Source organism: uncultured Bacteroides sp. (genome assembly GCF_905207245.1).
In the GTDB taxonomy this organism is placed as follows: Bacteria; Bacteroidota; Bacteroidia; order Bacteroidales; family Bacteroidaceae; genus Bacteroides.
In genome coordinates, this window is the sequence record NZ_CAJLKP010000012.1 from 14,281 (window position 1) to 30,482 (window position 16,202).

The window sequence follows — 16,202 nt, forward strand, 5'->3', positions numbered from 1 at the left end:
TGACAAGGAGTTAAGGTGACAAGTTGACAAGGCAGAATGTCTTTGCATCTGTATTTCATATAGAAAAATGTCATTTATAGATGCAAACTATTGCCATTCTCCTTGTCAACTCGTTAACTAAAGCCTTGTCAACTATCAACTTTCGGTTTTCCGAAAGTTGAGTCATCTTTATTCATACCCGGGGTTCTGCTCTAACACAGCTCCTCTATTAGCTTCAATTTCTTTATAAGGTATTGGCCATAATTCATAATGTTTTTCCATCTCCTTGGCATAATAGGGATTACATTTCATCACGCGGTCGTAAAGTTTCCCCATTCTCATCAACGTAATCCTGCGCCTTTCTTCTACGCCTAACTCTCTCATTCTCTCATCCAGAATATAATCCACTGTTACCTGAGATGCTAATACAGGTTTAGCATGAGCTCTATTGCGAATCACATTGATATCAGCCGCTGCCTTATCCTTATCATTTAAAGCCAGATAAGCCTCAGCACGCAACAAATAAGTTTCGGCAAGCCTGAACATATATTGATCCGTATATGTAGCACCGGCTCCACTGTTAAGCGCAAAAGTTTTGGAATTGGAATACAAACCATCCGGATGATTGTACGGAGTAGTACACTTGGATTGATAAGCATAGAACGGACGGGATGGAACCGTAACCCCTGCCGGCGGATTCTGAGTGTCAATACTGTCCCCATAAAGTCTGGCATACTCTTTATTATGAACTGCAAACTTTCTCACAAAATTATGATTTGCGTTTCTCATGTCTCCATAGAAATCATCTTTCCATATCTCATCACTGAAATATCGGGTCGAAATGGCCCAACCAATGCCACGACCTCCGGTATAGTCACCAATCGGCCAACTAAAAGGATTCATGCCATGTGCTTTCACATCACGAACCATCGGAGCATGATGCCTTTCCAAAGTGTATGTCTGGTCTTTGGCCGTCAAGGAACCACTGCCGCCGGGAGTGTCAGTTTCAATCTGAATAACCCAGATTCCTTCTGTGTTTCCGGAACCTCTGTTCTGATTATTTTTTCGGAATAAATCCCAATATACATCTCCCGGAACTTCATTAGCTCTGGAACCAAAACGATTGTACATCAGTCCAGTAGCCGGATCATCGATGACTGTTGTGGCAGCATCCACCGCTTTCTGATATTGAGCTGTTGCCAGATAAAGTTCTGAGAGCAGATGATATGCAGCCGCATTAGAAACTTCTCCATCCTGCACACTGGACAAACTGGGTAAATGAGCAGCCGCAAACTCTACATCCGTAAGTGCCTGCTTCAACACCTCTTCTTTGGATGCCCTGACATAATCAAACTTGGGTTCAACGACTTCCGTCAATAAAAGAGGTACCCCACCGTAAAGATAAGCCAAGGTCCTATATGCAAATCCTCTAAAAAAACGGGCTTTGGCTTCGGCAATCGTCTTTTGTTCCTCCGATACTTCAGAAACAGGCAGACGGTCGATAATAGTATTAGCAGTTGAAATGGTATGATAAAGTAATGACCAGTGTACCGATGCAATATTACCGGTTGAATGATAAGCTGAAATCATATTGGAATGTCGCTCCGTACCATTCGGTTCGCCATCATAAACAATATCCGTACCATAAAGGTAATCCATCGGACGATTTTCGTCCCTACTGTAGAATTCTCTTCTTATCAGGTAATAGAGATTATTTACAGAACAATCAATGTCCTCTTGGGTAAGAAAAGAATTGGTTGCACTCATAAAATCCAAAGGCTTCTCATCTAAAAAAGAACTGCTGCACGAACCAAGCACTGCCGAAAGCAACAAGCTAATAGTATATATTTTTATTTTCATAATAAATCAGATTAATAAGTAAGACTAACACCAAAAGAAAAACTTCTCATTACCGGTCTGCCCGAATAAGTACTTCCGGCTTCCGGGTCCCAACCATGCCATTTTGTAAAAGTCAGCAGGTTTTTCCCACTGAAAAACAGATCAATTTCACTCAAACCGACCTTATTCGTAACAGACTTCGGAAAAGCATAAGACAATGAAACATCCTGCAAACGTACAAAGCTCCGGTCTTCATATACCGTAGGAGTTATTTTCGGGGTACTGATGGAACGTGCATAGACTGCATCCGGATTACGCGGTGACCAGTAATCCCATGCACTTATACGATTCCAGCGCAGATTATTCTGATCTCTAACTAACGAAGAAGAGTTGGCTGCCAGATATCCATCCTTTCCTCCTTGAACAGAATTGATAAAGAAACTAAGCGTGAAGTTCTTATACTCCAACGTATTCATAATACCAAACCGGTAAGCCGGATCTCCTTTACCTAAAATGACACGGTCTTCAGGAGTTATTTCTCCCTCTCCGGTCATATCTACAATACGATAATTACCCGGATAGAAACCGGCAGGTATATCATCACCCAACTGATAAATGCCATCCACTACATACCCATATACCACAGAAATGGGCTGGCCTATAAACAGGTTACTGGATATGTTATCATCCTCTATGCCATCTCCGTCATTATCTTCTCCTGTCAAAGTTACGATCTTATTGGAGTTTGTCGAGAAATTGAGTGAGGTAGTCCATCTAAAATCAGAAGTCTGTATATTCTTCGAAGTGAGAATAAATTCAAAACCTTTGTTTTTGATTTTTCCAAGATTAGAAGCAATCTTCGAAAATCCCGTAATATCGGGTAAAGCCACATCATACAATAAGTCTTTCGTAGTTGTCGAATAGTATTCTACAGAACCGGTGAGTCTTTGACCCAGAATTGTGAAATCAAGCCCTAAGTTTATCCCTGCTGTTTTTTCCCATTTCAGATTACTATTTCCCAAAGCCGAAATCTCCTGTCCGATTACAGGCTTTCCACCATCACCAAAAATATATCTGATCTCAGAAGCCACTGTAGACAAAGATTTGTATCTGCTGGTCTGATTTCCGCTAATACCATATCCCCCACGCAGTTTCAGATAATCAATCCAGGGTATTTTAAAGAAAGACTCTTCTGAGATAATCCATCCCAAAGCTATGGAAGGGAAAGTGGCATATTTATTATTCGCCGCAAATCCCGAAAAACCATCTCTACGCACTGTACCCGTTATCAAATACCGGTCCATCAAACGATAACTGACCCTGGCCATCTGATAACAAAGAGCCTCTCTCCAAGCATCCGAATATACATAGCGCGTTGTTGCCTGTTCCAGACTATTATAGCCCAAAGTCATACGTGTAAATCCCTGTCCCAAAGCCTTTGTATAATCGTATTTACGCTCTGAAGCCCCATATAATAATGTGGCATCAATATGATGTTCACCAAATGTAGCATTGTAAGCCAGAATATTGTCTATAGTATAATCATAGTAGCCGGTATGCTCTTTATAAGCCTCTCCTTGCAGATTGTATCCATACTGGCTGGCCTGAAAATGATTGTCTATCCTATAGTTATTTCCAAAATTCAACCGATACACTAACCCTTTAAGAGGCAATTTTATTTCGGACGATATATTACCGAAAAAGTAATTATGACGCTCGTAATCATCAATATCCGATCCCATAAAAGGATTGGTATCCAATGTATTAAAAGGATATGGCTTTATTTTACCATCTGCGTCATAAGGTTCAATCAATGGAGATTGGGTTATCAGATTCCACAAACCAGGCTCCGCACCATCCTGATTCACAAATGCACCAAAAGTCTGAATTCCTATCTTCCACCAGGGAGCTACTTCCGCATTCAGATTCAGACGAACGCTGTTTCTTTTAAAATCATCATTCACTATAAATCCACGTTGATCCGTATTGGAGTACGAAAGCATATAATTGATGGATTTACTGCCACCGGATATATTAAAACGGTTTTCAAACAGATGCCCGCTTTGTGTTCCTTCGTCCCACCAGTTATAATTATAAGGACTGACATTTCCATTTTCATCCCTCAACGGAGCATCCGGCAATTTAGACGCGAGGTCAAAATCCGGATTAGGGGTAGTATAATCAGGTCCAAGGAAAGCCTCCGTATAATAGAAGTCTTTGACATTGTCCAGATACTCTTCACGATTCATCGGACGATAATTGTGGGTCGGGTTAGAAAACGTATAACTGCTGGAGAAACTGATTTTCGGTTTCCCTTCCACACCTTTCTTAGTGGTAATCATAACTACTCCATTGGCTGCCTGTGCACCATATACAGCAGTAGAACTTGCATCTTTCAGGATATCAATAGATTCAATGTCATCAGGATTTATTGAAGATAACGAACTTGTATAAATGATACCGTCCAAAATAACCAGCACATCCTTGTTTCCTCCCAAAGTATTCGTACCACGGATAGACATGGACGGAGTACCTCCCGAATTGGTCACCTGCCCAATATTAAGTCCCGGAACATTTCCCTGTAAAGATTGTAATACATTTGAATTGGGAGACCTTTTCAACGTTTTAATATCTGCACGTATAACGGCACCCGTCAAGTCAGCCTTACGTTGTGTTCCATATCCCACTACTACCACTTCATCCAATGCTTTCACATCTTCTATCAAACGTATATCAACAACCGTTCTATTTTTCACAGGCACTTCCTGAGTAATAAAACCTATATAAGAGACAACCAAAATATCATTCGGAGCAGCCTGAAGGTGATAGTTTCCGTCTATATCCGTTATAGTCCCGGTATCCTTACCTTTCACCTTTACATTCACACCAATAATCGATTCACCGGATGTATCCGTTATTTGCCCTTTGATATTCAAATCTTGCGCAAAACCGGACACTGAGAAAAAAAACAAGAAAATCCAAATAAAAAAATGTTTCATAAATAATAGTGATTTAAAATTAACTACTTAAACTAATTCATTATATTTCTCAATTAATGAAATTAAAAAGAACTGTAACTCTTATGTGCTTCTCATAGGCAATCATTTTAAGGTTTCACATAGATGGAGAATTAGCTCTCCAAAAGATTTCACCGGACAAAAGTAAATTCGAGTCAAGACTTCAGGCATCTGTATAATTCAGAATACCGCCGTTATTTTTTCAATGACAGAATTGTAGGTGATTTTTGGAAGGATTGCGACTATCATTATGCTGATTAATGCTGATTTTTGTATTTGTTTGAGATTAAGTAGTAATTTTGAAGATGAAAACAGTAGAAAGATGAAACAGAACGGCCCATTTAAGTTAATCTTATTACTCTCGTTAGTAGTTTACTCCATAGAAAGTTTCTGCCAGCAGATTCCGACTATTAATTTAGTCATGAAAGATGGACTATCCAGTAACTATGTAACAGATATTGCCCAAGACAAATATGGCTTCACATGGTTTGCAACCAAATATGGACTTAATAGATTCGACGGAGACAAATTTACTGTCTATCTAAAAGAACCCAATAAAGAATTGCTTAATAGCAACGATATTAATAAAATTGCTACAGACACTATTAATAATAAGGTATGGATTGCCAACAGATGGATGGGCGTGAACGTATTTGATTGTGCAACACAGCAATTCTCATCTTTTTTGCATGATAAAAATAGCCCGGAGACACTGATATCCAATGAAATTAAAGATATTCTGGTCACTTCCAACGGGAATGTATGGATTGCAACGAATCAAGGATTAGATTTATATAATCCCGACAATTCACAGTTCATACATTATAATACATCGACAGTTCCTGATTTTCCCTCAAATGATATCATGACACTGGCTGAAAGCAGTAATGGTGATTTATACATCGGACATACCTATAACGGATTCACTATTTTCTCTCCGGATAACAACAGTTTTAAGAATTTCACTCATTCACCTCAAAACAAAAATTCACTTCCGGATAATACTATCCATTCTATATTTGTTGATACCAATTCTAAAATCTGGATTGCAACCAACTGCGGACTATCGCTTTTTGATCCCTTCAGAGAAACATTCCGCAATTTCAAAGATGTCAGTGGAATTCACTATACGATGCAAGGAGCTGTCTATAATGTCTATAGCACCAGTGATGACCGAATATGGGTAGGTACAGTCTCTGATCTTTGTTATTTCGACTCCAAAGACACAGACCTGATTTTATCCGGAAAAAAGAATGTTAATCATATGTTTATTCAAGATATTTATTGGGGAATATCAAATCCAACCGTTTATTGTGTCTTTGAAGACTCCTTCAAAAACGTTTGGATAGGTTCAAACGGCGGAGGAGCCAGCTTTATCAGCAGCACTTCATCCTTCTTTCATAGTTGGAGAATTAATAAGATACCGGGAGTCACTAACGGGCTCAATGACAAAGAAGTATTAACAATATGTGTTGCCGACAATGGCAATATATGGATGGGAACCGACGGGGGAGGTATCAATGTCAACATTGATGGTAAGAATTGTATGTTTTACTCCCATGATACAGGAGATATTTCATCAAATGCTTATCATTCTTCTCTAAAAGATTCTAACGGAGATTTATGGTTTGGAAATATGTATAATGAAATGGGGATCGATGTTTTTATAAGCAAAGAAGACAGATTCATCCATTACACTCCGCAGGGAAACGGTTCGGTTATCTATTGTCTCTTTGAAGACAACCAAAGAAATGTATGGATTGGCAGCAGCAACGGGTTGGAAATTTACAACCTGATAACTAAGAAAAAAGATTTTCTAAATAAAGAGAACAGCCAACTATTAACTAATGAAATCAGAGCTGTTTCACAAGATAAAAACGGGAATATATGGATCGGCACTCTCAATAAAGGAATTAGTATATATAATCCGGAGAGTAAGACCATGAAACATATAAATGAGCACACTATATTCGAGAATTGTATAATCAATCAGATATTCAGGGATTCTAAAAACAGAATTTGGATTGCAACAACAGAAGGATTAGTCTTATTCCCCAATGAGCAGTCAGATACTTACCAATTGTTTAATACCCAAAACGGATTAGCCTGTAATTTGGTATGTTCCATTGAAGAAGATTCGGAAGGTAATATCTGGCTGAGCACCCATTCAGGTATCAGTTGTTTCATCGAGTCAGAGCAAAGATTCCTAAATTATGACCATAAGGACGGTACCCTATTTGGTACATATATGAACAACTCAGTTGGTAAGGCACAAGACGGAACTATTTATTTCGGCAGTATCAATGGCGTGTGCTACTTTAATCCCAAAGACAAACCTTCAAATATAATTCTTCCTCCGGTAATATTTACCGATTTCAAAGTCTATGGCAGAAACCCTCACGAAGATGCAATTGACACATCCATACCTATGACAAACGGAAAAATCATGCTTAACCATAATCAAAATATATTCAGCATAACGTTCAACGTCATGAACAAATCCCTGCAAGGTAAAGTTGAATATGCCTATAAACTGGAAGGATTGGAGGAAAACTGGATTAATATAGGAGGAGATAATCAAGTCACATTTCGCAATATTCCTTATCGTAACTATAAATTGCATATTAAGGCGCGTTATAAAAATCAGGAATGGCAAACTAACTACTCAACACTGTTCATCAGCATCAATCCTCCGTTTTGGCTCAGTTGGTGGGCTAAATTGATATATATAGTAAGTATAGCCACCATTGTATTCTTCATTATCAAATCTTATAAAAAACGTTTGCAGTTACATAGTTCTTTATCACTCGAAAAAGAAAAAGCCCAGAAACAGCAAGAATTAAATGAAGAACGATTGAGATTTTATACCAATATCACTCACGAACTGAAAACTCCATTAACATTAATACTCGGCCCACTTGAGGATTTACAATGCGATTCAAGAATACAAAAAGAACACATGAAAAAGATTTCTCTTATTCATAAAAGCACAATCCGCTTGCTAAATCTGGTCACTCAAATATTGGAGTTCCGTAAAACAGAAACTCAAAATAAGAAATTATGTGTAATTGAAGGAAACATTGCCGAAAAGATTCAGGAAATCGGTTTCAAATATAAAGAACTGAACAGAAATGCCGATATCACATTTGATATTATTATTGATACAGACAAGACACAGCTCTATTTTGATCAGGAAGTAATATCCATGATTGTTGATAATCTTTTATCCAACGCATTCAAATATACCTATAAAGGAAATATCACGCTTGCTTTACGGTCAGTAATGGCTGATGATGTAGAATACACCGAAATTGAGATAGCTGACACAGGAATCGGAATCCCCCAAGAGGATATCTCACATATATTCGAACGGTATTATCAAACTAATATAAGAAAAAACATACCCGGATTCGGTATAGGACTTGCTTTAGTGAAAAACCTGGTAGATTTGCATGAGGGCACTATCCTGGTGGATAGTGAACCCAATGTAGGTTCTTCCTTCCGTGTCCGGTTAATAACCAATAATTCCTATCCCGATGCCATACATATCAATACTAATCTCAAAGAATCCATAGATGAAGAGAAATCAAGCAAACCCATTGTTTTAGTAGTAGAAGACGAGGGCGACATCCGTGATTATATTGCTGAAGCACTGATGGGTGCTTACGATGTTATTGTCGCAGAGAATGGAGAACAAGGATGCCAGGTTGCCTTCACAAGTATTCCCGATATAGTTATCAGTGATATCATGATGCCCGTGAAGGATGGGATCGAGTTATGCAAGGAAATTAAAAATAATATTGCAACCAGCCATATTCCTGTAATACTACTGACAGCGAAAGACACATTACAAGATAAAACAGAAGGGTATGATGCCGGTGCCGATTCCTACGTCACCAAACCTTTCAGCGCATCTTTACTTAAAAGCAGAGTGGCCAATCTATTGGAAGGAAGAAAGAAAATAGCTTCTTTAATATCTTCAAGCACCCATCTTAAGCAATCTATCATCAAAGAATCATTAAACAAAATAGATAATGAATTCATTGAAAGAATAACAAAAATCATAGAAGAAAACTTGATGGATGAGAAAATAGATGTGCCCACAATAGCCCAGGAGTTATCAATGAGTTATTCTTCTCTTTATAGAAAAATAAAAGCCCTGACTGGGATGTCAACAGGAGAATTTATCCGTAAACTGAGGCTTAGGAAAGCAGAGCAACTACTACTCTCAGGAAAGTATAATATTTCAGAAATAGCCCATCAGGTTGGGTTGAATTCCGTATCTTATTTCAGAGAATGCTTCAAAGAAGAATACGGAATGTCCCCATCAGAGTATATAAAGCAGTTGAAGTAAACAAAAATCTCCCCTAAGTCCATTTCTTAAGGGAGATTCTACTTAAACTATTTTGTAACAATTGGAATTATCAATAAAGCATGATCTGATCCAAAACAACACCCTCGTCCAATGCCTTAATCACCAGCTTATGCGATTTTCGTTTGCTGACGGGCAGTTTCACTTTTCGTATGGCTTGATTGCGCAACACATTTTCTTTCCATTCTTCACTACGCCCTTTGGTTTCATAAGAAACGGTTTGCGGAGCCGATTTATCAACTGACAGTGTGAAACGCAGTTGCTTTTCGTTCATTGGATGATTGGGTAACAGGCGTATTTCAACTTCCACAGAATCGGTCTTCCAATCATCAAAAGCAAAAGTAAGAGAAGTATTTTTGCCGATACCTGCCGCTTTGCCCTCATATCCCAGACCTTCGCACTGTAAAGGATTTCCGGCTGTACAATCCATAGCATTCCATTTATAGGCAGGAGTTTTCTCATTTAGCATAGGCGTAACGGCAGTTTCATGTGCCACACGTTTAAAGACAGGAAGTTTGCGGGGTTGGAAATCCATCATGTGAATCCATTTCCCGTTTTGCAAAGCGTTATACCGACGCGTCAGTGAAGCAATGCTATCGAAAGCTGTATCACTTTGTTCCCAATCGGTCTTTCCGTGACGGGCAAGTTGCGCATTCAGGAGCTTCCGGTTCATTTGGTCGGCAGCTTGTACGGGATATTTTACCAATTGCATATAGGCATCTTTCCGGTAAGCAGGAAGTTTGACCTCAACTTCTTCGACTACGGAAGACAAAGCTGCATAATCTTTCAAGCGTTCACGAATGGTATGTTCACTCCAAGGCAGGTCTTTTACTTTCTTATAAATAGGGTCACGTTCTTCTTCACGCGTATTTCCCATGAACTCGGGCTTGCGGATATAGGCCAAGCGGTAATGCTCTTGCATAACCGGAAGCAGAGTCTTTGCGTATTCCGTACCAAACTCTCTGCCCAACCAGTTCTTCAAATGGGTGGTAACACCTTCTTCGGCCACCTGTTCTATATTCCATGCCATATCGAGGAATAGCTCAATCTGATATTCGGCAGGTTTGATATCACCTACATTCAGTACCCACATTTTCTGAATGCCACGGTCATAGGCCAGTTTCATCTGCTGATAGAGCAGATACGGGCTGAAAGTACCCAGCCAGAGATAATCGTGCGGACGTCCCCAATAGGATACGTGATAATAGATGCCGTTTCCACCTTTGCGGGCTTGTTCTTCCGGCGTAGGGAAGTGACGGATATAGCCATAGTTATCATCACACCAGATCAGCGTTACATCATCGGGCACCTGTAAGCCGGCATTATAAATGTCGAGTACTTCCTTGTAAGGTATGAAAGCCTGCGGAATGGCGGTGACATCTTTATTGACATACTTCTCCAGCAAACCACGCTGGTCTTTAAGCACGCGTTCCAACACAGCTTTCTGTTCTTCAACTGTTTTAGCTCCTTGCATTTGTCCGTCGTGCACGCCACGCATACCCAAAGTATAGATATTTTCTTGTCCCGCCACTTCTTTCACACGGTCTTCCCAGAACTTGTAAACGGAGGCACTGTTATTCACATAGTCATAATCGCCCTCTCCCCTTCTTCTCCATTCGCCGGCAGCATTGCACACCATTGGTTCGCAATGGGAAGAACCGATAAAAATACCGAATTCGGCAGCTACTTCCCGATTACCTTTTGTCAGGAAAAAGGGCAAGGTACACTCGTGCATGGCAGGCCAATAAGTGTTAGCTCGCAGGCGGAGCAATAACTCAAAGATGCGACGGTTCGTCTTAGGACCGATTTGTTGCTGATCGGCAGGCTCGTAATTCTTACTGCTCCAGGGCATCAATCCCCAATCTTCATCATTGATGAAGATGCCACGGTATTCTACAGAAGGAGACTGTGTCGTTTGGTAATCTGCGGGTAAAGTGAAAGATGTCTTTTTTTCCGGCACCACATCCGCCCACCATTCCCACGGCGATACTCCTATCAGGCGGGAAAGCTCCATAATACCATAAGCTGTACCATGTGCATCGCTTCCGGCTACCAGTAGTTTTCCATCCGGTAAAACAGTCAGCAGAAAAGCCTGTCTTTTATCTTTCAGACAAGAAATATCCACACCTGTTGCCTCTACCAATGAAGTTTTTCCTACAGTTCCCACTATGATATCCCCTTTCCGGGTATCTGTAATGGCGGGAGCCGAAAATACCGATTGATAATCACGCGCAAACAATTTCAAGGCGGTTTGCACCACTTGTGCTTCTGTTTTGTCACAGGCCAATGTAACCGATTGTCCGAAACGTAAATTAAACTGTGCCCAGCCAAGCTGCGCAATAAAAAGCAAAATTAAACTGATAACCCCTTTTTTCATATATTCCAAGTTATTTTTCAAAGATACATTCTATCATTCGGTTAGAAAGCTTATTTTTATAGCTCCCCCATACGGAGTGAAATCAAAGACCAGCTTATCATCCCGCTCTTTTAGCAACAGACTCTTTCCATTTTGAGACACCTTCACTTTTTCCCTTCCTTTCTTATCCAACACCATTGTCAAAGGTTCGTCGAATAATTCTTTGTCCAGCGACAAACGAGGTGTAACCACCCACTGCGATTTCTTTTTCACAATATCCAGTTGTACATTCTTCCGTTCTTTCACATAAGCCGCTACTTCACGGAAAGTACCTACCCAAATTTTGTCTTCCTGATTCTTTACTCTACGAAAATGTTCCCATAATATATTCGGGGAAGTGAAAGCATCATAACCGGTAGAGATACCATGTATCATAGCCACTCCCCAATCACCGGCAATCATGAGTTCCTTCACCCATTTATCCAGTGATTCAACTGTAGATTTCGATTTATCACCACCCACCCCATATTGCCTTGTACGGGTAGCCACTCTACCTTCAGAAGCTTTCCGCAATATCACTTCATCAAAGGCATTGAACGGATAACAGAATGTTAGAGGTTTCTTACCTATCATTGCTCCAATAATGCTATCATTCTTCTCTATTTCCATTTTCACTCCATCTGAGTTAAGATGCTTCAAATTCGCGTGCGACCAGCTATGATTGGAGATTTCATGTCCTTTGTCAGACATTTCTTTCATCTGCGGCCAAGTCATACGTGACTTACCTTGCTGTGCAATGTCATGCTCTATAATATTCCCACATATCCAAAAAGTTCCTTTGAATCCAACCTTCTCCATTTCTGGGAAAACAAGCGTATAGTGTTCCTGTAAACCATCATCAAAAGTATAGCTGACAGCACATTCCTTATTGTCTTTATAATCGGCTACATATACTTCCGGATCGCAGTGGCGAACATATGGCACCAATTCTGGCACTACTTTAGCTACAGCTTCGATAGCAATCCCTGCCACCACTTTTCCACCATATATATTCAGGTGGGTATTATCTACCTTTCCTTTCGGACAGAAGTCATACTTACCCGCAGGCACCCACATAAAGAGTTCCTTTGATTTTTCCACTCCCATCCCAACTACCAAGTCATGAGTTAATTTGTTCAAATCGACAAAAGGTACTTCCATTTCTTCGGCTACCCTGCGGGGAGAAATCAAATATTCTCCATGTGTATCTACCAATATATTTCCTTCTTTTTCATAGCTACCCTTATTTTCCGTTGCCCCTTCCGGTGGAAAATTCCTGCGCACAATTGAATTAAACAACACCGGATAAGCTCCTTTCTCACGTGTCTCTGTTACAAAACGGCGCAGGTTATTATCAAAAGTACTTCCCGGATCAGTGTGGAGTTTCTCCGATGGCTTTTCGTCATTATGACCAAACTGGATAAATACATAATCACCTTTCTTCAGCCTTGCAACAACTGTATCCCAACGTCCTTCATTGATAAAACTAAGCGAACTCCTTCCATTCCGGGCATGGTTCTCAACCACAACATCATCAGTCAAGAAGTTAGGAAGCATTTGTCCCCAACCACGCTCAAGGTTACCATTCTTCAGGCTTTTGTTGGCCATGGTGGAATCACCAATCATAAAGATGGTAATGGTATCTTTCTTTTCAGCTGTAAAAGCCGAAAAAACCAACAATGCACAAAGTACAGACAGTAGCTTGATTTTCATGTTTCTCATTCTATAAAAATTTCAGCAAAGATAAGAAAGAATAGCAAAAGGATGCATGGAGTAATGTACCATCCTTTGTATTATCGTACATATCAAAAGCTATAAATGGCGTCAACCGTCACAAAACTATTATCACTTCCATAGATTGTTTTCGTTTTATCTGTCCATATTGGCATAATGCCTGTTACTTCTATAAGTACTGTATAATCTCCTTTTGACATCTTTGGAGTCATGATACGAATTGCTTTTTCCGGGTACTTACTATAAAAGTCGACCAATGAGGAATAAACCGTATCTTTCTTATCATTTAATACACTTACTTTGGCATATCCGCTGTGAGGATTTGATTCACCCACTACCGCAATATGTGTCCCTTTAAAAGGAATGGCTAAAATACTTCCTTTCGTATTTGAAGCCAAGCGACTATTTTCCTCTTTCCAGTCTCGTGTGAATTCCATTTCTTTGACAGGCACCTCTTTCCCTTTTTGCAAGGCATCTATCGGCTTTAAAGTGTTTATGTCCCAACATTGCCAATATTCAGGTATTGATATTTTTATTCCATCTACCTGCAAAGGCATCCATACATAAGTTGCCGCCGAAGCCTGATGAGGATATGACCAGCGATCACCCATAAACATCGGAATTGTGTCATTGCCCCGTTTCAACGGAAAAACAAATGTACTTTGTGAATTATAAGTTAACTTTCCTTCCGGACAAAACAACCCTTGTTTTGTCCAAGGACCTTCAATTTTCGATGCCGTAAAATAGAAATTATCATTCTTCTCCCAACTGGTCAGATTGGAGTAGAGCATATAATATATACCATTTTTCTTAAACATGGCAGGCGATTCTCCTGAGCCTTTCACATAAGCTACCTCCGCCTCTATGGAACGATAATCATCACTCAGCCGATAAATAGGCCCGTGATGGATAAGCAAGTAACCTTTACCGTCCGTATCCTGAAAGGTTCCCATATCCCAACGTTTAACAGGTTTTCCATCATGAAGTAAAGGACCTTGCAATTTATACTCTCCATTTATTGTGCTGCATGTAGCATAGCCGATGTAAGGATCCTTATACCCCATATCATCCGTATGCATATACATGACGTATTCTCCTGTAGAGGGACATTTCATCACCTTTACCCGTTCACCTACCCGGTCGGGCCCCAAAATACCCTCAGGTTGTACCGGCAGCACTACCCTTTCAAATTTCCAGTTCACCAAGTCATCTGAAGAATAGCAGCTAAAGCCCGGAAAAGCATTACTTTTATCCGATTTATATTCACCGAAAAGATAATATCTACCGTTATCCTCTACTATGCAGGCACCGTGTGCATTTACTATATTTCCTTGATTGTCAAACCAAGGGACTCCATTATAAACAATCTTTCCGAAACCCTCATTCGAGATTCCTGCACACCCTACACAAAAAAAAGCTACTAATAAAAGCAATTTAATCATATCTATTATCTATTAGAAAACAAATTTATTTATCACCTGTACGGTTCAATACGGAATAGGAAACATTCTTTTCTACCACATTTTCCGTGTAATTTACCTTCTTAACAAAATCTTTTACCTCACCCACATATACATCTTCAATCACTATATTCCTGGCAGGAAGTTTGGCATCTCCTTTCAGTTCGTAAATGGCATCAGCCGAAGTACATGTCACATTTTTCATATAAATGCTATCAATACGCGTAATGCGTTCCTCATACGTAGGAACAAGATCTTTCCATTGATAAAGCACATCTGTATCTATTTCAAGTACCCGTTGTACATGCCCAGCTTTGATGTTCTCCATGTGGATATTCTCCACAAATGCTCCACGCCGATGATTGGTCTTGACAAAAAAGAGCCTTCTGACGGATTGTGGCACTTTGCAATCATGCATATACACATTACGGATACCCCCTGAAATTTCACTGCCAATGCCCAATAAAGTATGCCCTTCTACAATGTCGCAATTACGGATTACAATATTCTCCGTTGGTGTATTCAGACGCCATGCATCACGGTTACGTCCCGCCTTGATTACCACCGCATCATCTCCTTGATCGAAAGTACAATCTTCCACCAAAAAGTTACGGGTCATCTCAAGGTCAATCCCATCATTATTGTGTCCATGGGCTTTTACATCCAAATTACGAACAATGCCACCATCACACATATACATATGCACAGTCCAGAATGGGCTTTCCCTGATTTTGAATCCATCAAGCAAGATATTCCTGCAACGGTTGAATTGTATCAGATGAGGACGTAAATGGTTCTCGCCTACAGCCATCTCCCGTTTTTCTACAGGAACATCTGTAGATGCCATTGTATAAAGTTCTTTCAATGCATTCATGTGAGCCTCGGGACGGGCAAACCAGACTTTCCAAGTATCCATTTTAGGCTTCAGCATTCCTTTGCCCGTTATAGCTATATTCTCACATTCAAAAGCATAAATTAATGGAGAATAGTTATAACACTCTATGCCTTCCCATGAAGTCATTACAGATGGTAAATAATCAGATGGGGTATCAGTAAAGCGTAACACTGCATTCTCTGCCAGATAAAGATTTACGTTACTTTTCAAATGTATCGGCCCTGTAAGCCATTCTCCTTCAGACACCACTACTCTGCCACCTCCTGCTCTATTACAAGCATCTATTGTCTTGGCTATTGCATCTGTGTTGCAGACTTTTCCTCCCTTTACAGCACCGTATTGCACAATAGAAAAATCTTTCTCCGGAAAGATAAATTCTTTTATCGGCTCCATCGGGAAAGGAGCATCTATGTTTACTGTTGCATACTGTCCAAAGGCAGGAAGCAAAGCCGGCACAGCCAAGCCCCATACTGCTAAGATTCTTATAAATACTTCTTTTCTCATAGTATTC

7 protein-coding genes are annotated in these 16,202 nt (G+C 40.0%); 1 reads left to right on the forward strand and 6 read right to left on the reverse strand.

What is annotated here, in order from left to right; translation table 11 throughout:
* Positions 1–168: 168 nt before the first annotated feature.
* Both QZ135_RS05835 and QZ135_RS05840 read right to left on the reverse strand, forming a co-directional pair.
* Positions 169–1,839, reverse strand: coding sequence for a RagB/SusD family nutrient uptake outer membrane protein (locus QZ135_RS05835; protein ID WP_294606716.1), 1,671 nt, complete (start codon positions 1,837–1,839; stop codon positions 169–171).
* Positions 1,840–1,850: 11 nt separating this feature from the next.
* Entirely contained in the window at positions 1,851–4,817 is a 2,967-nt protein-coding gene (locus QZ135_RS05840; protein ID WP_294606718.1) for a TonB-dependent receptor, read from the reverse strand.
* A gap of 340 nt (positions 4,818–5,157) precedes the next feature.
* On the opposite strand from QZ135_RS05840, the gene QZ135_RS05845 reads away from it, so the two are divergent.
* Positions 5,158–9,189, forward strand: coding sequence for a hybrid sensor histidine kinase/response regulator transcription factor (locus tag QZ135_RS05845; protein WP_294606719.1), 4,032 nt, complete (start codon positions 5,158–5,160; stop codon positions 9,187–9,189).
* A 70-nt stretch (positions 9,190–9,259) separates the two neighbouring features.
* On the opposite strand, the gene QZ135_RS05850 is transcribed toward QZ135_RS05845, so the two are convergent.
* The 4 genes from QZ135_RS05850 to QZ135_RS05865 form a co-directional block, all read right to left on the reverse strand.
* Positions 9,260–11,584 carry a glycosyl hydrolase 115 family protein gene (locus QZ135_RS05850; RefSeq protein WP_294606721.1) on the reverse strand — a complete coding sequence of 775 codons (2,325 nt, stop codon included), beginning with the start codon at positions 11,582–11,584 and terminating at the stop codon, positions 9,260–9,262.
* A 33-nt stretch (positions 11,585–11,617) separates the two neighbouring features.
* Complete coding sequence (locus QZ135_RS05855; RefSeq protein ID WP_294606788.1) at positions 11,618–13,315, reverse strand: polysaccharide deacetylase family protein; 1,698 nt, start codon at positions 13,313–13,315, stop codon at positions 11,618–11,620.
* 92 nt (positions 13,316–13,407) lie between these two features.
* A complete protein-coding gene (locus tag QZ135_RS05860; RefSeq protein WP_294606723.1) occupies positions 13,408–14,778 on the reverse strand; it encodes a family 43 glycosylhydrolase in 1,371 nt (456 codons plus the stop codon).
* Positions 14,779–14,803: 25 nt separating this feature from the next.
* Positions 14,804–16,195, reverse strand: a complete 1,392-nt coding sequence (locus QZ135_RS05865) for a glycoside hydrolase family 28 protein (protein WP_294606725.1) — start codon at positions 16,193–16,195, stop codon at positions 14,804–14,806.
* Between the last annotated feature and the right edge of the window lie 7 nt (positions 16,196–16,202).